Below are 20631 nucleotides of genomic sequence, written 5' to 3'. Positions count from 1 at the left end.
ACGGGAAACACTAGGGACTCTGATAGGTCAGATGAAGGGCTTTCTCGGGTGCGAATAAATTCGCCCTACGGAATGTCCGCTTTTGCTCTGAAGCGGAACTCTCGGGCGAGTTCATCGAGGAAAGAGCGGCTCTTTTCACCTGAAAGGGCGTGCTCGTGGAAGAAGTCGAAGATCTCACGGCTGTAGGAGATGTCCTTGGGATCGCGCAGGGCGAGTTCCCCGGTGAACACCTCGATGGTGACCAGGCGGTCGTCGTAGAGCGTGAAGCCGTTGAGCGGGCCGCTGGGCACCGGAGGGTGGGCCGGGACGACGCGAATATCGACCCCCGCGAGTTCGCCGAGGGAAGCGATTCGGTCCATCTGCAGGGCCATGACCGCGGGCGGGCACAGCGGCCAGCGCAACGCGGCCTCGGTCAGTACGAACACGAACCGTTTGCCGGGGCGGTAGAGGATCTGCTGGCGTTCCAGGCGCCGTGCCAGGGCTGACTGCCACTCCGCACCGCGGTTCACCAGTGGATGGGTCAGAGTCTGGCGTGCGTACTCGGGGGTCTGGAGCAGCCCGGTGATCATGCACGGCAGGAAGAAACGCACCGTGGAGGCAGCGGTCTCGATCGCGGACAGGTCCCGCTGGAGCTCGCCAAGTCCCCTTTGCAGGGCGGTGCGGAACCCCTGGTAATCGGAGTTGGCGACCCTGGCCAGTTCGAGCAGTCGGGCACCGTCTTCGCCGGTGGTGGAGACCTCGAGCGCGGTGAGGATTCGCTCGACATCCACCACCGAGGGTCGGATCCGGTTGTTCTCGATCTTGCTGACCTTGGCCTGGCTCATCCCGGTACGGGTGGCCAGGCTGGCACCGGTCAGACCGGCAGCGCGGCGCAGGCGACGCAGTGCGTCGGCCAGCTCGCCGCGCTGCCGGTCAGCGTGTTCGGGCTCAAGGGTCAAGCGGTGCGGCCTTGTAGTACTCGGGGAAGGGGACAGCGTGTTGCAGGGCCAGGTCCTTGTACCGGACATAGGGGGCGGGATCCGCGCCCTCCAGGAGTTCCCGACCGGTCTGGGTGCCGTCGGCAGCGTAGTGCATCAGCACCACGTGCTCGTCGTCGAAGAGCCAGAAATCCTGTTGGGGCAGCCCGGGGTCAGGGGTGGTCGCGAAGTCGAGGATGTGGACCTCCTCGCCCGCCGCGACACTGAAGGCGTAGCCCCACTCGAACTGGAACCTCAGGTGGTCGTTGAGCGGGCTGGTGAGGGTGTGGACCCGGCGCATCCTGCGGCCCGCCTCGACGTGTTCGCGCACCTTGATCAGGTAGGTGTCGGTGTGCAGCTCCTGGGCTGGGCGGGTTACCCCGGCCAGGAACTGGCGTAGTTCGTCCTCCTCCTCGGGCACCGTGTAACCGGGCAGGGTTTCGAGCCGGAACGCCTCCCGTTGGAAGGAGTGGAAGAACTCCTGCCAGGCCTCACCTTCCAAGCGCACGGGCGGCCTCCTCGATCAGGTGGGCGGGGATGCGCACAGCGACCTCGCCTTCGGAGAAGGTCAGCCCTTCGGTGGTGGTCAGCAGGGGGCCCTGAACGATGACGGATCCGTCTCCGCTCGTGTAGACCCCGGGGCAGTCGTTGCGGTTGCAGTCGCCAGAAAGCTTCTGAAGTGCCACGAAATAGCCTTTCCGTTCAGCACAATGCGGAATTCACGGTAGAGATTTCAGAGGTGGTGGTCAAGATTCCTGGGAGTATTCACGCCCATGAATAAAATCCACCTACGAGAGGGACGCCTTCGCGGGGACCCTCGTTCATCGGGGGAGTTCTGCGAACACTCCGGTGCCGACCTTCAGCGGTCCCCAGCGAAGGGAGAGGGAGTCGACCAGTGCCAGGCCGCGGCCGTGTACAGACTCCAGGCGTGGGGTCCTTCGAGTGGGGGCGCGTCCGGTCCTGGGGCCCGCGTCCCTGACACCAACGCGAATGTGGTCGTTGTACAGGCTCAGACGCACGGTGAACTGTCCGTTCGGGGCGGAGCTGAGTGTGTGGCAGCAGGCGTTGGTCGCGAGTTCGGACATGACCAGGAGGGCGGCATCGGTAACGTGCACGCCCCACTCGTTGAGGGTGAGCGCGGTCCAGTCGCGGGCCCGGCCCACGGAGTGCGGGGTACCGGGCCAGGAGTGGCGGGCGTGCAGGGCGTCAGATGTGGCGATCACACGAGCCTCCTGTTCCGGTAGGAGGTCTCCCAGCCGAGTACGTCGAGGAGCTGTTCGCTGGTGCCGGCGTGCAGGCTGCCCTGGAATCCCAGGGTGATCTCCTGGCGGGTCAACGGAACCTGGGCGTCTGCGCTCCATCGTCGAGAGGCGATCGCGTCGGTGTTGACACGAACCGACCATCCGGGGTGCTGCATGGCGATGCTGCGGGCCAGCCGGAGCAGACCTGGTGGAGGTCCTTCCGACAGGGGTGGGTGCGGCATGTTCTCACCTCAAGGGCGTCTTGGCGGTTCAGCCTCAGGGGTGGTGCTCACCGCCGGGGTGCTGTTCACGAACAACGGCGCGGATTCTGATCAACGGAACCGCTGTGCGTGAGACGACCATGCCTGACCGGACAGTGAATACTCCACATGTGGTCGGATACTGAATTCGAACTAGTGCTTTCGCTATTCATCCGTGGTCTCTTGTGGTTTCCTGGTTTCATGCCTCCCAAGATGACCCCTGCGGAACGTGCGGCAACCACACTTTTCGGGCAGGAACTAAGGCGGTTGCGAGAGCTGGCCGATATGTCGCAATCGACTCTGGGAAAACTCTCTGGAACGTCGAAACAGCAGGTAGGGGCGGTAGAGCGTGGCATTCGCCGACCGTCCAAGCTCTTCGCCAAGCTCGCGGACGAAGCACTGGGTGCCCACGGACGACTACAGAATCTGTGGCCCGGAGCCAGGAAGGCTCAACCCAGGTGGCTGGAGGAGTTCGTGGAACTGGAGGCGAAAGCGCAGGTCATCTATGAATTCCAGCCGCAGGCGATCCCGGGGCTGTTGCAGACCGAGGACTACGCACGAGCGGTGGTGGGTGCGAGCTTCCCGCCCCTGTCCACGCTGGCGGTTCAACGTGAACTCGAAGCCAGGCTGGGTCGTCAGGAGATCCTCGACCGGGACCCGGCTCCGCTCACCCTGTTCGTTATCGATGAGGGCGCCCTGCGAAGGCAGGTTGGGGGAGCGGAGGTGATGAAGAGGCAGTTCCAGGCGTTGCTGCGGCGGGCATTGAATCCCGCTGTGCAGATTCAGGTGCTCCCGTTCGGTCGTGGCGCGCACAGCGCGATGAACGGCCCCCTGGTCATCCTCGACATGGACCATGCGGAGTCGCTCGTGTACGCGGAGACGCCCGGATCGGGTCAGGTGATCACCGACCAGGTGACCGTGGGAAACTGCCAGCAGCAGTACGGGCATCTGAGGAGTCTCGCGCTCTCCCCTGAGGAAAGCCTGCACTTCATCGCATCACTGTGAGGAGAACAACCGTGGACACCACCTGGCGGACGTCGAGCTACAGCGGCAACCAGGGCCACTGCGTGGAAGCGCGGAGGGATGCGGGTTCCGTTCTCGTTCGGGATTCGCAGAACCGGGGATCGGGCCACCTGGAGTTCCCCGGTGAGCAGTGGATGCTCCTCCTGGAAGTGGCTGCCTCGAAGCTCTGACTCCGCGAGGCCCGAGCGGCTCCGTGCGCTCTCGAGGCACGGCTGGTCGACCGGTGATGAGCCGCCGAGATGCTGTTCCGCGCTCTTGAGCGGGTGGCCGACCAGGTCGGCTGATCGGGGTAGACAAGTCCCAACTGTCGGCTTCGTCCAGGGAAAACGCTGCGTTGGATTTACGGTCCGATAGGTTCTCGCGCTTGCTTCGTCAGCACTGCCTCAACACGCGCTCGTCGTTGGGTCAGCGGAGGGGTGAGGGAAGGGTGCTGGAGGGAACGAGGCGCTCTCAAAGCGCCTCAAATCCTGCCAGAAGGCCTTCCTGTAGGCAGCCATGAGGCGGGTGGGGCCGCCCCAGGAGGTTTGGTGGGGAGGACTCAGCCGAGAATCCGAGGGGTGGCGTGGCTGCGAGGTGGCCAAGTCCGATGGGGTTCTCGCGGGTGCTGCTGCGACTGTGCTCCGACTGAAGAGCACGTATGGAGCACACATGGCCCCCAAACGCCGCGAGGACCTCGTTCGAGGCCCTCGCGCACCCATTCTGAACTGGGGTTTTGTGGTGCACCCGGCAGGATTCGAACCTGCGGCCATCGGATGAGAAGTTCGGTGCCCGGGTACCGCCACGTGTCACTTCGTTCCGCTCCGTCCCGCCCGCTGACGTCCCGGCCCAAAACTGCGGAGCACGAACGGAGCACACCCAAGCTGATGGCCGCGTCCGATGGCACCGCGCGAGGTTCTCGTCCATCGCCCGTTGGTCGGGGCACGCACCCGAACGTCGTCTTGCCTCAGCTTGCGCGCCGGCGCCTCCGGACCCTTGAGCCGGATCCGGCTCTGTCGGCGCAGTGAAGTGTCGCTGCGGTATCGCACACTGGGTGACCATGACGACCGACCCCGTGCTCCATTGCGTACGCGACTACTACTGGGGCTGCATCTACTGCGAGGACGGTGAAGGCCACGACGGGGACTACGACCACCTCTCCGGCGACGGCCCGTTCTTCGCCGTGGATGACCAGGTCACCATCCAGGTGGCCAACAGCCGCATGGTCGATCCGCGAGACGCCGACGTCGAACTGAACGTGTACGTTCACGCTGTTCCCATGGCCTCGTCCGACCACGCGTCCGTGATCGTCCTGCCTTCCGGGGTTCTCTCGATCGGCGACGCGGACCGCTTCGACGAGATCCCCCTCCGCCCCGGGCGCTGGCTGATGCAGGTCGACCTGGATCCCACGCAACCGGAGGAAGCCCGGTGGGTGAAGATCCATTTGTCTCCTACAGATCCCCACTAGATGAGGAGCCTTGTCCGAGTTCCGGTATGTGCCGGGACCGCCTCCCGTGCAGGGAACGCCCCGGGGTCAGCCACCCGGTCCCCGCACGGCGTGCGGGGCCGCGGCCACGTCGACGACGCGTTCGAGGCGGGCCAGGGTCTCGGCCCGGTGGGACGCGATCAGAACCGTGCCGTGGAATTCGGCGATGACGTCGGACACCAGCCGTTCGGTGGCCGGGTCGAGGCTGGCGGTGACCTCGTCCACCAGCAGGACACGCGGTCGGCGGGCGAGGGCGCGGGCCAGGCACAGGCGCGCCCTCTGCCCGCCGGACAGCCGCACGCCCCCCTCTCCGAGTTCGTCGTCGAGACCGATCCAGGCGGCGGCTTCGACGCGTTCGAGCACAAGGGTCAGGTCGCCGTCGGACCGCGGCCCGCAGCCGCGCAGCAGGTTGTCGCGCACGGTGCCGTGGAAGAGCATCGCGTCCTGGTCGACCAGGGCGACGGCCCCCCGCAGCGCCGCCTCGTCCAGATCGGTGACGGGGACGCCCCCGCCGTCCGCGGTGACGAGCTCCACGGTGCCCGCCGAGGGGTCCCAGAGGCGGGCCGCGAGGGCGATGACGGTGCTCTTGCCCGAGCCGGAGGGGCCGACCAGCCCGACGTGCTCGCCGGGGGCGAGTTCGGCGGACCAGGAACTGAGCGTGGGCTGTCGGCCCTCGTAGGAGAAGGACACGTCCCGGAACCGGAGGCCGAGCGGACCGGCGGGCAGCTGCCGTGGCGCCTGCGGGACGGCGACGACCGGGGGCCGGTTGATTCCGGCGGCGACGCGTCCGGCGCCGGAGACGAGCGGATGGAGCCGGGTGAGGGTGTCGGTGGCGTCCACGATCGCGGCGATACCGACCAGTGCCAGGGCGACCAGCGCGGGCAGTTCCGCGGGGGTCAGCCGCACCTGGGCGCCTTCCGAGAGCACGCCCGCGGCGGTGGCGCTGGTGGCGATGACGCCGATGACCACGGCGGTGAGGATGAGTTCCCGCAGGGCGGTGACCAGCTGCGACAGCAGCTCGCGCCGTTGCGCGATCGCGGTGGCGCGTGCGGTGGCGGCGCTGGTCTCGGCGATGATCCGGGGGGCGAGCCCGTAGGCGAGCACCTCGCGCAGGGCGCCCAGCGCGTCCACGATGCGCTCGGACAGGTCCGAGCGTTCCCGCTGTTCCCGCTCGCCCAGCCGCCGGGCGGCCTGAGCCCAGTACAGCGCGCTGCTCGCCACGACGGCGGCGCCGAGGAGCATGACGAGCGCGGCCTCGGGCAGCAGCAGGGACGCGGTCACCAGGGAGGCGGCGAACAGGGTGAGCGAGGCGCCGAGCTGGGCGACCGTGTGGGCGTAGAAGAACTCGAGCTTCTCGATGTCGTCCATCGCGACGGCCGCCGCGCGTCCGGAGTGCTCACGGCGCCGACCGGGGACGCTGCGCGCGTAGGCGTCGAACAACGCCATCCGCAGCCGGGCCAGCACGCGGTAGGCCAGGGCATGGGAGACGTCCATCTCCCGCCAGGTCAGGAGTACCCGCAGCAGCACGAGCCCGAGGACCAGGGCCCACCAGAGGGGGCCGGGCGGCGTGCGCTCCACCACTGCGTGGCCGACCGCCCAGGCCGTGAGGACGGTCAGGCCGGCCAGGCCGAGCGCGCTCATGGTGCCCAGCAGGTAGATCCAGACCATCCCCCGCCATTCGGGGCGCAGGACGGGCAGGAGTTCACGGAAGGCCCGGAACGCGGAGAGGGTGTTCACGAAGTGCTTCCCAGGTGTTCGGAGTCGAGGCTGAGCACGTCGGGGACCCCGGTGAGGGTCTCGGAGCGGTGGCTGATCATGAGGACGACGCGGTCGCGGGCCACGCGGTGCAGGGTCCGGACCACGTCCGCGGAGCGGTCGGCGTCCAACGCGCTCGTCGGCTCGTCCACCAGCAGGACCGGGCGCCGGGCCAGCAGCGCGCGGGCCAGGGCGAGGCGTTGGCGCTGCCCGCCCGACAGGCTGGTGCCGGCTTCGGTGACCTCGGTGTCGAAGCCGCGCGGGAAGCGCTGGACCTCGTCGAGGATCCCCGCGGCGCGGCAGGCCTCGACGAGGTCCGCCTCCGCGGTGGCACCGGCCACCGCGAGGTTGTCGCGAACGGTCCCGGCGAAGAGCACCGGCCGCTGGGAGACCACGGCGATGTCACGGGCACGGAGCGGCCGCCCGTCGAGGTCGATGCTTCCGGTGCGCGGGGTGAGGAAACCGAGGAGGAGGTCGAAGAGGGTGGACTTTCCGGCCCCGGAGGCTCCCACGACCGCGGTGAGGGAGCCCCGCCGGGCCGTCAGGTCGAGGTCGTGGATGACGTCGCGGGGGGCGTCGGGGTAGCGGAAGCTCAGACCCCTCACCCGCAGCACGTCCGCGGGCCGGTCCTCGGCCGCCCGGCCGCCCTCGGGGTCGGCCGCGGGGCCGGGCGCGGTGTGGTCGGGGGCAGCGGTGCGCCGTTCGGCGAGGGCCCCGATCCGTTCGAGGCCGGGGACCGCGGTGAGGCCGAGGAACCCGGCGTGCCAGTGCCGCGAGAGGTCCCGGACGGGACGGAACGCCTCGGAGGAGAGCAGCAGGATCAGGTAGACCTCCAGGGCCGGGGCCTGCCCGGTGACCGCGTGGGTGACGGCGACCGCCGCGGCGGCGACCGCTCCCCCCTGGACGGCCGCGTCGGTGACGGAGGTCTCGCCCAGGGAGACGCGCATCACGCGCTCGGTGGCCCTGCGCAGCGCCTCCGAGCGGTGGTGCAGCCGCTCGCGGGTGCCGGACACGTCGCCGAGCGTGCGCAGGGTGGCCATGCCGCGCAGGGACTCGAGCAGGTCGGCGCTGAGCGCCTCGTAGCTGTCCCAGTGGTCGAGTCCGCGCCGGGCCATCATCCGCTTCCACGCCATGGGCCCCACCAGTGCGAACAGGACCCCTGCGGCGACGCACAACCCCGCCCACGGCGAGAGTGCGAGCAGGACGATCACGATGATCGGGCAGGTGAGGAGCAGTTGCACGATCGCGGGAACGTACTTGGAGACGTAGGCGTCGATGCCGTCGACCCCGTCGCCCAGGCTGGCCCGCATCGAACCGTCCCGGGCCGCCGTGTCGTGCAGCCGCTCGGGCACCAGCGCGGCCTCCATCGCGCGGCGGCGCACCGCCTGCCTGACCCGGCCGCCCAGACGTGCGGCGGCCGACGCCTGGGCCAGGGAGAGCACCAGGCGCAGCAGCGCGATCCCGAGGATCAGCGACAGCGCGAGCAGCACGTCCTGGGCCTGGCCGCGCAGCACCGCCGACATCGACCAGGCGATCGCCACGGCCTGCCCGACGTGGGCGAGGAAGACGAGGACCAGCAGGGCGACGCTCCGCGCCAGATCGGCGGGGAAGCGGGCCGCCTCCCGCCACAGCGGGGGAACGATCATCATGCGGCTGACTCCTTGTCGAGGTCGTGTTCGCCGGGGAGCATCGCCAGGGCGTGGAAGGTCCAGCGGTCGTGCGAAGCGACGAACCCCGACACCGGGCGGCAGCGCCACCGCCGGGACAGGGCGCCCGCGTAGCACAGCTCGGCCGCGGCCCGGTGAGCCCGCCACAGGGCCCGGGTGAACTCGGTAGCGGGCGTGTCCACCGCGACGGACCACGTCTTGAGCCGGCGGGCCCCGAGGACCCACGCCTGCCCGGAGGCCTCGGCGACGTCCGCCACCCGCGGATCGCGGGTGCGCGGCGCGGCCTCGAACTCGCCGATCGCCGGGGAACGCCTCGCGGCCAGCGCGTCCCTGCGCTCGGGCAGGACCGACCAGGAGTCGGGCAGTTCGACCGCGGCCAGCGGGATCTCCGGCGCGAGTCCGCGCGCGAGCCACCGCCCGTGCTCGGCCGCGCGCGGGACGCCGAGCAGTTCGCGCAGCCACGGTCCGGGGCCGAGCCGTACCGCGGCGGGGGCCGGAGCGCACAGGAACTCCACCGCGGCCAGGGCGTAGGCGGTGTCCGCGATCCACAGCGGCCAGGCCCGGTGCCGGTACCGGCCGAAGCTGCGACCGGGTTGCACGCTCAGGACCAGGTGGGCGCCGGACGCGCCGGCGCCCACGCCGGGGGCGGGCCAGCCCGCTTCCCGTTCACGGGCCTCGTCGCGTCGGTGGAGGGTGCCCTCCTCCAGGTCGAAGGCGTAGCGGCCCGCGTCCAGGGGGCCGTCCGCACCGACGACCAGGTGGGTGTGCACGGGGTAGGTCGCGCCCGCGGAGGGCACCGGACGCCTGCGGACACGGGTCACCGTCCCGTCGGCCAGGCGGTGGTGTCCCGCGCCGCGCCACAGGCCGTCGAGCAGGGCGCGTTCGCGGACCGGCACCGCCACCGGGTCGGCTCCGGCCCGTTGCCAGGGGTTGGCGCGCGGTCCGGGCGGGCGGGGCGGTCCCGGTACCTCGGCCGAGAAGGCGCGTGCGAGTGCGGGCGGCAGGCGCGAGGGATCCGCCGTACCACGCCTCGCACCGTGTGCCGAGGGGACCGGGGGAAAGGGGAGGGGCATGGGTGCGGCCTCACATGTGCGGGGGCGGGACGAGGGTGAGGCTCTCGGGGCTCCCGTCCCAGGAGGTGCGCCACCCCCGTTCGAGGGCCGCGTGCTCGAAACGGGGCATGCCCAGGTAGGCGAAGGCCGCCGGGGCGTTCGGGACGAGCCCCGTGACGAAGCTCCGCACCACCCGCAGCGAGGTGCGGCGGACATCGCTCGTCGTCAGGTCGCGGGTGAGGACGCGGTGTCCGCGCTCCGCCAGCCGTTGGTGGACCTCGTCCATCGACACGGCCGCGACCTCGGTGATCGGCCGGGTTCCCAGGGCGGGTGCCGTGAAGCGCCGGGCCTCGCCGTGGACCCGGGGGTCGAGCCAGACCTGGACGTGTGCGCCCAGGTCGACGACGTGCTCGCACTGGCTGCCGGCGGCGTCGAGGTAGCCGGCGTCGGCGCGGAAGTCGAGGTAGAGGCCGCGGGCCATCAGGCCCTGTTCGACGGCGCGGAAGACCCACCCGTCGGCGGTGGTGCAGCCCTGGGTGTAGACCCAGGTGTGGACGGCTTCGAGGACGGCCTTGCGGGCGGCCCGCACGGGGTCGAGCGCGGCGGAGAACCCCGCGGCGTACAGGCCGCGTTCCCGGTCGTGCACGAGCGCGGCCACGGCGGGGGCGAACTCCGAGGGCATGAGTGCCAGGGACACGTCCAGGGAGCTGCCGCGCAGGTCGTCGGCGAGTCCGGGAACGCTGGCGGGGTCGATCCCGAAGGTGGGGCCGTCCAGGTGCCACCACAGTTCGAGGGCGTCGCGTTCGATGATCTCCAGGACCCCCCGGTCCCTGGCGTCGTCGGTCCCCTGCCCGGTGGCGATCCCGGCGTAGTTCAGGTGGTGCACGCGCGGCAGGTGGCGAAAGCGCGACTGCCGCCAGTTGAGGTGGACCAGAGAGGCGGGCATCCAGACCTCGGCGCCGCCGTGCTCCTCGCAGCGCGCCCAGAGGGTGGGGGTGTCCTCGGTGAGTGGCTGGTAGGGGAACCCGGCGCGGGAGTACTGCCACGGGGCGAACCGGGGCAGCTCGTCCAGGTCGATCGGGCTGCGGCCCGCGGCCAGCAGCTCCGCACGGGATCCGATGCGCAGTTCGTCGTGGGGGAGGTCGGCGGGGATCCAGTTCCCGCAGTAGCGCTCGACCCCTTCGGCTATCGCGGCGATCCTGGCCTGCTCGACGTCGTCGAAGGACGTGCCCAACGAGACGCGGTCGGCCGGCCACTCGCCGAGCTGCCGGGCGTCGGCGACGGCCGCGGTCAGCCCCAGGTAGGAGGCGGGGGCGCCGGCGGGGTGCGCCACGGCGCGCACGGAGCGGATGATCCCGCACTCGGGGTCGACCAGCGCGTCCACCGGTAGGGGGCGGTCGGCTCCGGCCGCGGCGGTTCCGGCGGCCCCCGGGTGGGGCCGCCCGGTTGTGGTGGGGGTCAAGGTGAGGTCCTTTCGTGGCGCCAGGCCTCTGACGCGGAATCGAGGGTCGACCGGGTGTGGGGCGCGGACGCGGACGTGAGGATCCCGGTCCACTCCGCCGGGGAACCGGGCAGCCCTTGGGCCGCCAGCCACGGGTCGATGACGTGGCTCAGTCCGCCCGCGGCCGAGATGCGGGCCCGCAGGGCCCGGTCGGTGACGCCGCCGGCCAACCGGTGCCCCCAGGGGCCGCTGGCGAAGTGGCTCGGGGCGCCCCACCCGCGCGCGAGCCGCCGGGCGTCCTCGTGGAAGAAGTCGTCGTCGCCGCTGACCACCAGCAGCGGCACGTCGATGCCGCCGTAGCGTGCCGCCGTGTCCACCCGGTCCGCGTTCCACAGCCGCCGCCAGCCGGTCAGCGCCGAGGGCGACCAGCCCCAGTTCCCGGCGGCCTCGACCACGCCCCGGCTCCGCGCCTGCGCGACGCGCCGGTCGAGCTCGGCCGCGGACAGCGGGGGCCGGGAGCGCCGGTGGCGTCCGTGTTCGTGCCACCATCCGATCCGGTGCAGGATCTGCGGTGAGCCTTTGGGGTCCCACGCGGTCTCGGCCAGTCCGAGGGCGGGGACGAGGGTGATGATCGCCGCGACCGGGCACGCGCCGTCGCGGGTCGCGGCCCGAGCCGCTTCCAACGCGGTGTGGGCGGCGTACGAGGCGCCGAAGAGGACCAGCGGCAGCCCCTCGTACTCGTCGAGCAGGTGGGCGAGCGTGTCGCCGCCGTCGTCCTCCTCGTGCGCGTAGGGGGACCAGGCCCCCGCCGACCCGTACCGTCCGCGCACGTCCTGGACGAGGCAGTGGTAGCCGCGGGCGTTCCATGAGCGTGCCGTCGACACGTGCTGTCCGGCGTCGTAGGGGGTACGGATCACCACGATGCCCTCGGGGTTCGGGCATTCCCACAGTCGCCCGCGCAGGACCGTGCCGTCGCGGCCCCGGCAGAGGTGTTCGCGTTCGGGCTCCACCGTCATGTCCGCCGACGCGCCCCTCGGTCGATGGAGGAGGGCGGGTCATAGGCCAGCACCGGGTGTTCGCTGATCGTGCCGGTGGCGGCGACCAGTTTCCACAGCGTGCCGCGGTAGCCCCCCAACGCCTCCGCCCCCTGCGCCCAGGCGAGGGCCAGGGTGAGCAGTCGGCTCGTCATCAGCACCTGTGCGGCGGCCGAGGGGGGTGCGGCGGCCACGGCCGCGCGTCGCCAGGTGTCGAGTTCACGGGGGACGAAGCTCGCCGCCAGGCGTCGCCGGTACACCTGTTCGGCTCCGGGGTCGTCCCCGTCGAGGCAGATCGGATCGACGAAGCAGTTCTCGCCCTCGCGGTAGGCGCGCAGCCAGGCGACGCCCCGGCCCGGCAGCGCGTCGAGCCGGTCCCACCCGGCGCGTTCGGCGGGGGAGTCCGCGTACGCGACCACCAGTCCCCACGGCCAGGCGTCCTCCTCCCGGGGACCGGCCGTGCCGCTGCCCCGGTGTTCGTCGCCGGTTGTCCCGTCCACCGAGGCGAGCAGGGCCTCGCCGTCGGTGTGGCGGGTGACGGCCGCGCCCCAGCCGGTCAGGGCCTCGGCCACCGCGTCGAGGGGTGGGCCTTCGCCGACCAGGGCGACCTCGCGCTGCGGGGACGGCCAACGGCGCTGTGCGTCCTCCTCCTCGAGCGCGGACATCTTCACCCGGAGAGTCTCGGCGTACGCGCAGGCCTCCCCGTCGCCGTACGAAGTGCCGCCCAGGGCGTCCAGGAGGCCGGGCGGCGGGGACACGAGACGGAGGAAGCGCCCCGAGGAGGTGCGTACGACGCCGGCACCCCCGCTGTCGACGATGACGTGCGCGCCGGTCCCCGGCACGCGGGCGATGGTTGGTTCTGGGGGCATGGCCGACCTCTCGAACGGCCCGGCCGGGCAGCGCGGGGCTGCCCGACCGGGTTGCTCACTGACTATGTCGTGGGCGGGTGCTAGTCGAAGGGGTTCTCGACGAGCGCGTTGGAGTGCGAGGCCGACAGGTGCGCGAGCTGCTCGGACTCCTCGATCTCGGTGACGACGTCGAAGGGGTTCTCGACGAGCGCGTTGGAGTGCGAGGCCGACAGATGGGCGAGCTGCTCGGACTCCTCGATCTCGGTGACGATCTGGTTGTCCATGGGTCGTTCCCTTCTCGGGTCATGACGCATCGGTCATAAGGGCCGATACGTGTTCGTGGGGGACGAACGACGATCACACTAGTTGATAATGATTACCGTTTCCAATAGCTTTGGTCCATGAACTTCCAGAAGCTCCTCGTGGCCGACTACCGCGGAGGCCGCATGTACGCCGTCGCGGACGGCACGGTGAGACCGCTCGGCGACGCCGTCCTCGCCGAGCACGCCGGGTTCCTGACGCTGCCCCGACGGGAAGGGGAGGGGTCCGCCGCATGGGCCTACGTCGACGACCGCTCCGGCGAGCTCGTGGTCTCGGGGGATCGCGGGGAACAGCGCTTCCCCGCGGCCATCCCCGGCGAGCACCTCGCCTGCGACGCCTCGGGCCGCTACGTGGCGGTGACGACCGGCCTGGGCGCCAACACGGAGGCGTGGAGCGACGTCGTCACCCTCGTCGACCGTGAGCGGAGCGGGTCGGTACGGTTCCGCTCCCGGACCGGTGAGCCCGGGGTGATGATCGTCCCCGACCAGGCCGGCGGCGAACCGGTGGTCGTGCTGCGCCACCGGGAGCCCGGAGCCCTGGAGGCGTTCCCCCTCTCCCGGTGCCTCGACGCCGCCCCGCACGTGCCCCGGATCACCGGTGAGGTCGTCCGCGAGATCGCCGACGACGGACACGGCGACGTCGTCGACCAGCGCACCGGCATCGCGGCGACCGCGACCAGCGAAGGACTGGAGCGTTTCGTCGTCGACGGCGGTGTCCCGCGCATGCTCGGCACCGTTGCCTGGCCCGTGCCCGGCCGCGCCTACTACCTGCGCCTGGACCCGGCCGCCGGTCGCGCGGTGGGCGTGGTCCGAGGCGGGCCCGTGTCCCCGACGGCATGGACCGAATGGACGAACCACCTGGTCGACATCGACCTGTCCACCGGCCGGACGCGCTGCCTGGAGCTCCCCCGAGGACTGGCCTTCCGCTTCGCGCTCGGCGGTACCCGGGCCGCCGTCGCCACGATCCACCCCGACGGAGACGAGCTCACCGTCATCGAGCGGGCCGAGCCGCTGATGCGCGTCCCGCACAGGACCCCGCTCCCCCCGATGTCGCGCCCGCCCGCCCCCGGACACCTGCCCTGGGACCCCGTCGGCGACTCACCCGCACAGCGGCGCTCCGTGGCACTCGACCCCACCGGGACGACGGTCGCGGTGACCCGGGGAGGCGACGGCCAACTGCACCTGTTCCACGACGGCGTACTCGAGACCGTCACCGTGTCCGGCCCGCTCGACGAGGGCGGGCACCTGTACTGGCACGGCGGCGCCACCGACACCATCGGCCGGTAGCGCGATGCACGACTCCCCTCCTCCCGTCGTCCCCGCCCTCGACACCGCGCTCACGAAGTGGGAACGGCACGGCCGCCCGGGCCTGCCGGAGAACGGGTTCGTACTCAGCCGACCGCCCGGACGCCGACGCCAGGGGATCTACCGGGCGGACACCGGCGCACCGGTGATCGAGCCCGAGGGCCACATCCTGCGCATGGCCCCCTCCCCGGACGGGCGCAGCGTCTGCGTCCAACTGGCCGAGCGCGCGGACGAGGACGCGGCCCTGGGGCTGGTCGACACCGCCACCGGAGCCCTGCGGCTGTACCCGCGGGTTCGCTGCCGCTACGACCCCATGCTCTGGGACGCCGACTCCTCCGGTGTCGAACTGGTCGCCGGCCGCTCCCACGGCCTCGTCCGCATCGACGTCGACACCGGGCGGCCGACGGTCTCGGCCGTACCGCCGGACACCCGGCTCAGACTCTTCCCCGGAGGCCGGCGCGGACTGCTCGCCGAGAGCCGTCCCGGCAGCCCCAGCCGCCTCCTCGACCGGGCCACCGGTACCGAGCTCGCCACGTTCGCCGCCATCGTCCGGGCCCTGCCCGCGGGGGACGACCTCGTCGTCGACGACGGCGCCCGCCTCCAGGGCCTCGACCCGGACAGCGGCGCCCGGAGATGGTGCTGGGACGACCCGGACCTGCGGATCACCTCGTTCGCCGCCCGCGGCCAGGACATCGTCGCCGTCGGCGTACGCGCCGGCCGCAGTGTCCTCGTGCGGCTCGTCCGGGGCGCGGTCGCGGCCGAACGAGAGGTCACCCACCGGGGCGCTCCGGCCGTCGCGACCGGGGTGAGCGCTGACGCCGGCCGGTTCCACGTCCTCATCGAAGGCCCGGTCCTGCCCCCACGGGTCGTACCCGCCGAGGAGCTGCTGTCCGACCGTCCGGCAGTGGCCGGCCCGGAAACCCCGGCACGCACCGAACGGCACGTCTTCACCGCCGGGGACGGAGCGCGCGTCCCCGTCGTGGTCACCTCACCGGTCGGCGCCGAGGGTCCCGCACCGCTGATCCTCACCTGCTACGGCGGTTTCGGTGTACCGAGCCTGCCGGTGTTCGAACCGACCGTGCCGGCGTGGGTCGAGCACGGCGGACGGTACGCCATCGCCCAGGTCCGGGGCGGCGGCGAGCACGGCCCGGCCTGGCGGCAGGCCGGGCGCGGCCCCGCCAAGGGACGCGGCATCGAGGACCTCGCCGCCGTCGCACGCGGCCTGGTCGAGGCCGGGCTCACCCGCCCCGACCTGCTCGTCCTGGCCGGCGCCTCGCACGGCGGGGTCCTGGCCACCAGTTGCGCTCTCGGAGCGCCGGACCTGTGTGCCGGGGTCGTCAGCACCGCGGCGCCGCTCGACCTGCTCAACCTCGGCGCCCACCCGCTCGGACGGCGTTGGGCCGCCGAGTTCGGCGCCTCGGACACCCCCGAGGGGACCGAACACCTGCGCCGGATCTCACCCCTGCACCGTGCCAGGGAGCTCACCCCCGGCACCGCGCCTCCCCGCTTCCTCGGCATCGTGCTGGCGGAGGACTCCCGGGTCGCCGCCGCCGACACTCTGGCGGTCGCCGACGCGCTACGCCGCGTCGGAGGCAGCGCCGACGTGTGGCACGCACCGGAAACCGGCCACGGCGGCAACCACCTCGACAGCCTGCACCGCCTCGGAACGACCGTCCTCGGCTTCGCCGCCACGACCACCAAAACCGTGCGGACCCATCCATCCACCAGCTAAGAGAGCCTCCGCAACAGATGGCACAAGCAACCAACGGGAGACGAGCGTCGGCCCCCTTCCGACGTCTCCTGACCAACGCGCGCCCCACAGGAGCGCCCCCCGACGGCGCACCGCCCCCGACCCCTCCCACCGGCAACACCCGGCGGCGCGGCGTGCTCGCCGCCCGGATCCTCGTTCCGGCCCTGGCCCTCACGCTGCTGGCGGTGGTGGTGCTGTCCAGCAGCGTCGGCACGATCGACGTGTCCCCGGCGGACGCCCTGCGCATCATCGTCGGCCATCTCGTGCCCGGGATGCCGTGGATGTCGGACGGATCACTGACGACGGTGCAGGACAACGCCGTCTGGCAGTTCCGGCTGCCCCGCGTACTCCTGGCAGCGACCGCCGGCGCCGCGCTCGCCCTGGCCGGTGCGTTGATGCAGGCCGTGGTCCACAACTCCCTCGCCGAGCCCTACATCCTCGGTGTCTCCGCCGGCGCCGGCGTCGGTGCGGTCTCGTTCATCGTCCTGGGTGTCGGGACCAGCGCTCTCGGTGTTGGGGGCGCGGCCTTCCTCGGCGCGCTCGCGGCCACCGCGGCCGTCTACACCCTGGCCCACAAGAACGGGCGCATCGCACCCCAGCGACTCATCCTCGCGGGCGTCGCCCTGGGCTCCCTGTTCAGCGCCGTGACCAGCTACCTGACCATCACCACCCACGCGCAGAACGTCTTCAGCATCATGTTCTTCCTCCTGGGTTCGGTCTCCGCCGCCACGATGAACCACCTCGCCCTGCCCTCGGCGGCGCTGCTCATCGTGGGCGTCTACGCCGCGTTCCACGCCCGGGCACTCAACGCGCTCCTCGTCGGAGACGACGCGGCCGCGTCCCTGGGCGTCAACGTCAACCGGCTGCGCAGCGGCGCCCTCGTCGCCGCCGCCCTGCTGACCGGATCGGTCGTCGCGGTCTCCGGAGGCATCGGCTTCGTCGGCCTGATCATCCCGCACATCGCACGCATCATCGTCGGCTCCGACCACCGCAGGATGCTCCCCGTCGCCCTGCTCGGCGGAGCGGTCTTCCTCGCCACCTGCGACTTCCTGGCCCGCACCCTGGCAGACCCCTCGGAGATCCCGCTGGGTGTGCTCACCGCGATGGTCGGAGCACCGTTCTTCCTGTGGCTGCTGCGACGCGACCGCGCCGACAGCGTGGGGGTGGGCCGATGAGAGTCGACGTCGAGAACCTCCAAGCCCACCGCGGCGGGCGGCCCGTCGTCACCGACGTGAGCGTCACGGTGCCCTCGGGCACCGTGCTCGGCCTGCTCGGGCCCAACGGGAGCGGCAAGTCCACCCTGCTGCGCGCCGTGTCCGGGCTCGCGGCCCCGTCAGCCGGCCGTGTGCGCTTCGACGGCACCGACATCACCGCGCTGAGCCGCAGGGAGCTGGCCCGGCACGTGGCGGTGATGGCCCAGGAGCACAGCGAGGAATTCGAGATCCCCGTCCTCGACCTCGTCCTGCTCGGACGCATCCCGCACGGACGCGGGTACGGACGCGATTCCGACCACGACGTCACCCTCGCCCGGCAGGCCCTGGCCCGCGTCGGCGCCGCGCACCTGGAGAACCGCTCGTTCTCGGCCCTCTCGGGCGGTGAGCGCCAACGCGTGCTCTTCGCCCGCGCGCTCACCCAGGACACCCCCGTGCTCGTCCTCGACGAGCCCACGAACCACCTCGACATCGCCCACCAGCTCGAACTCCTCGACCGGGTCCGGGCCACCGACCGCACCGTGCTGGTCGCCCTGCACGACCTGAACCTGGCCGCGCGCTCCTGCGACGCCATCGGTGTCCTGGCCGAGGGGCGCCTGATCTCCCTCGGCACCCCGGACGAGGTACTCCACACCGACCTGGTCCGCTCGGTCTTCGGCGTCGAGTCGACAGCCGTCGCCCATCCGCGTTCCGGACGGCGACACCTGCTCTTCGACGCCCGCAGCGCGCCGGAGCCGAACGACCCGACCCCAGCGAACCCAACCGCCCCGACCGAGGAAGAAGTAACCACCCCATGACACGCAACACCACCCGGGCCGCGTCCCGGCGCCGTTCCCGCGGCCTCTCGACCGGTTGGGCCGCACTCCTCGTGGCGCCGCTGGTGCTGACCGCCTGCGGTACCGGCGTCACCAGCGACCAGGCGGCCACCGATACCTCCGACACCTCCGGGGACACCGTGACGGTCACGAACTGCGGACGGGAGCTGTCCTTCGACACCGCCCCCAGCAGCGTCGTCGGGCTGATGCCCTCGCAGACCGAACTGCTCCTCCGCCTCGGTGTGCGGGACTCCATGGCAGGCCAGGCCCAGACCGAGGTCTCGGCGCTGCCGGAGGACGTCGCCGGGCAGGCCGACGGCATCCCGGTGCTCAGCACGGACGCCCCGCCGGCTCGTGAGGACCTCCTGGCCGTCGCCCCCGACCTGGTGGCCGCCCCCACGGAGTACGAGTTCACCGCGGAACAGGGCTTCGCCAGCATCGAGCAGCTGGACGAGAACGGCGCCCAGGCCTACGTCGCGACCGGTGGCTGCGCCGACCGCCGCAACACCGCGCAGGTCACCGACGTGCTGACGGACGTCACCGACCTCGGTGCCATCCTGCGCGTCCCCGACGAGGCCGAAAGGCTCGTCCAGGACACCGAGGAACGACTGGCCGCCGTGGAGGACGCGATCAGCGGCTCCGAGCAGCCCGGCGTCGCGCAGGTCTACGTCGAGGGCAACTCGCTGTCGGCCATCGGCGCCGGCATCGAGGCGGACATCATCAGGACCGCCGGCGGCGCCAACGTCTTCGACCCCGACAGCCCCGAGTTCGCCGACTTCTTCGCCGCGCAGATCAACCCCGAGGAGATCGTCAGCCGCAGCCCCGAAGCCATTGTGTTCGGTGTGAGCGGGCCGGAGCACGAAGAGCAGACGCGGGAGTACCTCCGCGACACCTTCCCCGAGGTCCCGGCGGTGGAGAACGACCTCCTCGTCGCCATTCCCGCGAGCGACCTGTACCCCGGCGCCCTGGGGAACATCGACGCCGTGGAGACGATCGCCCGGGAGCTCTACCCGGACGCGTTCTAGCCAGCCGTTCGACCCGCCTGCTCGGCCCCGGGGCTGCTGGTGCTGCCCGGGCTGCTCTTCCCCGGGTGCCGTTGGCGGGGAGCCGGACGCTGGTTCCGGCTCCCCGCCGGCCGCCCCGGACCGGGCGCGCGGAGTGTGCCGTGCCGATCCGCCCGACGCAGGAGCGGCACGGCCGGGTCAGGCCTTCGCCCCGGCGCTTCCGGTGTCCCCGGCATCCTCGGCTCGGTCGGTGTTCACCGCGTCCTCCCGCCGCCCAGGACGGGGGATCCCCGCCACGGCCCTGCCCAGGACCGGGAGGAGGCCCGTGACCACGAGGAAGACCGCGCCCGTGGCCGCGACGTAGCGGCTCTTCGCCCTGTCGAGGTTCAGGTGGCCGATGGTGGCCCCCCGCTTTTCCGTTCACGGGGCGCCGCAGGGCAGGGACGTGGCCCGTGTTCTGCTAGGAATGAACTGACTCCGTCCCGCGCTCGTGGAGTCCCTTCTGCCGTCCTCGGGGCCCCGGCCCCGGGACCCCCATCCCCCGAACTAGAAGGTCCTTCGGTATGACCTGTTCCAGGTTGACCCTCGGCGCCCTGGCCCTGGCACTCCTCGCCCCCCTCACCTCCTGCGGCCTCCTCCGGGACGCAGAGGAGGCCGCGCAGACACAGGTGGAGCCAGTGGAGGAGTCCCAGGGGACGGAGACCGCAGAGGCCACGGAACCAGCAGCGGAACCCTCACCCGAGCCGGGAAGCGCCGAGGACGCCCTGCCCTACGTCGAGGCACTGGGCCGTTCGAGCGATCCCGAGCTGGTGGAAAAGGGGCTGGAGTTCGCCCACCCGGACTGGCCCGCCCACGGGTACCTGCAACACCAGGCGAACGGAGTCCGGGCCAACCTCGTCAGCGGGCACCGCCTCCAGGACGACCCGGTCGAGCTGACCGACCAGGGCATCCGACTCTGTCGGAGCAGCGGGTGCGCCACCTTCAGCGACTTCGTGTTCGTGGCGGGGCTGCTCGCCGACTTCCGGGTGGAGGGCGACCTCGTCGGCGACCACTTCCTCCCCGGCGGAGGAGGTGACACAGTCGAAGGGGTCACCGTGACGGTCGCCAGCAGCTACCACGCGGTCCGGGCCGACTGCCTGATCGTGTTCGCGGGCGTGGCGACCGAGTCGGTCGAGGTCCGCGTCGCCGACGCCACGCACGAGGCCCCCGACGGCGAGCTCGGGCCCCTGGACCCCTCCTACGGAGTCACCGGTCAGGACCACTTCACACCCGCCTCCCCGGGTCAGGTCATGCTCTGGTTCGAGAGCATGGACGGGGGCGGCACCGTCGACCTGGTCCTGCAGTGCGTCGGGGGATGCGACGGCGAGGTCCACCTCTCCCTGCCACTGGAGTGAGCCCGAACCATCCGCCGTGCCGCACGGTGCCCGGGCCGCACGTCCCGGGCGCCGCTCTCCTACCGGGCTCGGCAAGTCCGCCCCCGTCCCACA

21 protein-coding genes are annotated in these 20631 nt (G+C 71.7%); 9 read left to right on the top strand and 12 right to left on the bottom strand.

Going from position 1 to position 20631, the window contains the following annotated elements:
* Positions 1 to 65 precede the first annotated feature (65 nt).
* The 5 genes from ACUKCB_RS09895 to ACUKCB_RS09875 form a co-directional block, all read right to left on the bottom strand.
* Entirely contained in the window at positions 66 to 938 is an 873-nt protein-coding gene (locus tag ACUKCB_RS09895; RefSeq protein ID WP_473040222.1) for a helix-turn-helix domain-containing protein, read from the bottom strand.
* Positions 928 to 1464, bottom strand: coding sequence for a DUF6879 family protein (locus ACUKCB_RS09890; protein WP_473040221.1), 537 nt, complete (start codon positions 1462 to 1464; stop codon positions 928 to 930). The genes ACUKCB_RS09895 and ACUKCB_RS09890 overlap by 11 nt, the downstream gene beginning before the upstream one ends.
* Positions 1448 to 1642, bottom strand: a complete 195-nt coding sequence (locus tag ACUKCB_RS09885; RefSeq protein WP_184365795.1) for a hypothetical protein — start codon at positions 1640 to 1642, stop codon at positions 1448 to 1450. Before ACUKCB_RS09885 ends, ACUKCB_RS09890 begins: the two co-directional genes overlap by 17 nt.
* A gap of 135 nt (positions 1643 to 1777) precedes the next feature.
* Positions 1778 to 2179: an ATP-binding protein gene (locus tag ACUKCB_RS09880; RefSeq protein WP_473040220.1), complete on the bottom strand. Its 402-nt coding sequence runs from the start codon at positions 2177 to 2179 to the stop codon at positions 1778 to 1780.
* Positions 2176 to 2439 carry a hypothetical protein gene (locus tag ACUKCB_RS09875; protein ID WP_473040219.1) on the bottom strand — a complete coding sequence of 88 codons (264 nt, stop codon included), beginning with the start codon at positions 2437 to 2439 and terminating at the stop codon, positions 2176 to 2178. Before ACUKCB_RS09875 ends, ACUKCB_RS09880 begins: the two co-directional genes overlap by 4 nt.
* Positions 2440 to 2658: 219 nt before the next feature.
* Between ACUKCB_RS09875 and ACUKCB_RS09870 the strand changes: the two genes are divergently transcribed.
* The 3 genes from ACUKCB_RS09870 to ACUKCB_RS09860 all read left to right on the top strand — a co-directional run bounded on the left by ACUKCB_RS09870 (position 2659) and on the right by ACUKCB_RS09860 (position 4924).
* Entirely contained in the window at positions 2659 to 3462 is an 804-nt protein-coding gene (locus tag ACUKCB_RS09870) for a helix-turn-helix domain-containing protein (protein WP_473040218.1), read from the top strand.
* An 11-nt stretch (positions 3463 to 3473) separates the two neighbouring features.
* Positions 3474 to 3650, top strand: coding sequence for a DUF397 domain-containing protein (locus tag ACUKCB_RS09865; protein ID WP_452544027.1), 177 nt, complete (start codon positions 3474 to 3476; stop codon positions 3648 to 3650).
* Between the two features lie 866 nt (positions 3651 to 4516).
* The gene (locus ACUKCB_RS09860) at positions 4517 to 4924 is read left to right on the top strand and encodes a hypothetical protein (RefSeq protein ID WP_473040217.1); all 408 of its coding nucleotides are present in this window, start codon (positions 4517 to 4519) and stop codon (positions 4922 to 4924) included.
* A gap of 66 nt (positions 4925 to 4990) precedes the next feature.
* Here the strand turns inward: ACUKCB_RS09860 and ACUKCB_RS09855 are convergent, their stop codons facing one another.
* The 7 genes from ACUKCB_RS09855 to amiA form a co-directional block, all read right to left on the bottom strand.
* Positions 4991 to 6679 carry an ABC transporter ATP-binding protein gene (locus tag ACUKCB_RS09855; RefSeq protein ID WP_473040216.1) on the bottom strand — a complete coding sequence of 563 codons (1689 nt, stop codon included), beginning with the start codon at positions 6677 to 6679 and terminating at the stop codon, positions 4991 to 4993.
* Positions 6676 to 8346, bottom strand: a complete 1671-nt coding sequence (locus tag ACUKCB_RS09850) for an ATP-binding cassette domain-containing protein (protein WP_473040215.1) — start codon at positions 8344 to 8346, stop codon at positions 6676 to 6678. The genes ACUKCB_RS09855 and ACUKCB_RS09850 overlap by 4 nt, the downstream gene beginning before the upstream one ends.
* Entirely contained in the window at positions 8343 to 9437 is a 1095-nt protein-coding gene (locus tag ACUKCB_RS09845) for a nitroreductase family protein (protein WP_473040214.1), read from the bottom strand. Before ACUKCB_RS09845 ends, ACUKCB_RS09850 begins: the two co-directional genes overlap by 4 nt.
* Positions 9438 to 9447: 10 nt before the next feature.
* On the bottom strand, positions 9448 to 10878 hold the full coding sequence (locus tag ACUKCB_RS09840) for a YcaO-like family protein (RefSeq protein WP_473040213.1): 1431 nt from the start codon (positions 10876 to 10878) through the stop codon (positions 9448 to 9450).
* Positions 10875 to 11873 (bottom strand): CocE/NonD family hydrolase, encoded by a 999-nt coding sequence (locus tag ACUKCB_RS09835; RefSeq protein WP_473040212.1) that lies wholly within the window; start codon positions 11871 to 11873, stop codon positions 10875 to 10877. The genes ACUKCB_RS09840 and ACUKCB_RS09835 overlap by 4 nt, the downstream gene beginning before the upstream one ends.
* A complete protein-coding gene (locus ACUKCB_RS09830) occupies positions 11870 to 12760 on the bottom strand; it encodes a hypothetical protein (RefSeq protein WP_473040211.1) in 891 nt (296 codons plus the stop codon). Before ACUKCB_RS09830 ends, ACUKCB_RS09835 begins: the two co-directional genes overlap by 4 nt.
* Before the next feature lie 80 nt (positions 12761 to 12840).
* On the bottom strand, positions 12841 to 13023 hold the full coding sequence (amiA, locus tag ACUKCB_RS09825; RefSeq protein ID WP_191270947.1) for a streptamidine family RiPP: 183 nt from the start codon (positions 13021 to 13023) through the stop codon (positions 12841 to 12843).
* A gap of 117 nt (positions 13024 to 13140) precedes the next feature.
* On the opposite strand from amiA, the gene ACUKCB_RS09820 reads away from it, so the two are divergent.
* The 6 genes from ACUKCB_RS09820 to ACUKCB_RS09795 all read left to right on the top strand — a co-directional run bounded on the left by ACUKCB_RS09820 (position 13141) and on the right by ACUKCB_RS09795 (position 20538).
* Positions 13141 to 14346 carry a hypothetical protein gene (locus ACUKCB_RS09820; RefSeq protein ID WP_473040210.1) on the top strand — a complete coding sequence of 402 codons (1206 nt, stop codon included), beginning with the start codon at positions 13141 to 13143 and terminating at the stop codon, positions 14344 to 14346.
* 4 nt (positions 14347 to 14350) lie between these two features.
* Positions 14351 to 16096, top strand: a complete 1746-nt coding sequence (locus tag ACUKCB_RS09815) for a prolyl oligopeptidase family serine peptidase (RefSeq protein ID WP_473040209.1) — start codon at positions 14351 to 14353, stop codon at positions 16094 to 16096.
* Positions 16097 to 16263: 167 nt separating this feature from the next.
* Positions 16264 to 17289: a FecCD family ABC transporter permease gene (locus ACUKCB_RS09810; RefSeq protein ID WP_473040963.1), complete on the top strand. Its 1026-nt coding sequence runs from the start codon at positions 16264 to 16266 to the stop codon at positions 17287 to 17289.
* The gene (locus ACUKCB_RS09805; protein ID WP_473040208.1) at positions 17286 to 18122 is read left to right on the top strand and encodes an ABC transporter ATP-binding protein; all 837 of its coding nucleotides are present in this window, start codon (positions 17286 to 17288) and stop codon (positions 18120 to 18122) included. Before ACUKCB_RS09810 ends, ACUKCB_RS09805 begins: the two co-directional genes overlap by 4 nt.
* On the top strand, positions 18119 to 19165 hold the full coding sequence (locus ACUKCB_RS09800) for an ABC transporter substrate-binding protein (RefSeq protein ID WP_473040207.1): 1047 nt from the start codon (positions 18119 to 18121) through the stop codon (positions 19163 to 19165). The genes ACUKCB_RS09805 and ACUKCB_RS09800 overlap by 4 nt, the downstream gene beginning before the upstream one ends.
* Positions 19166 to 19707: 542 nt before the next feature.
* Positions 19708 to 20538 (top strand): hypothetical protein, encoded by an 831-nt coding sequence (locus tag ACUKCB_RS09795; RefSeq protein ID WP_473040206.1) that lies wholly within the window; start codon positions 19708 to 19710, stop codon positions 20536 to 20538.
* The last annotated feature ends 93 nt before the right edge of the window (positions 20539 to 20631 follow it).

This window comes from Nocardiopsis moroccensis (assembly GCF_055763695.1).
Note: the sequence above shows the minus strand (reverse complement) of the source record. Positions and strands in the feature narration are given on the sequence as shown.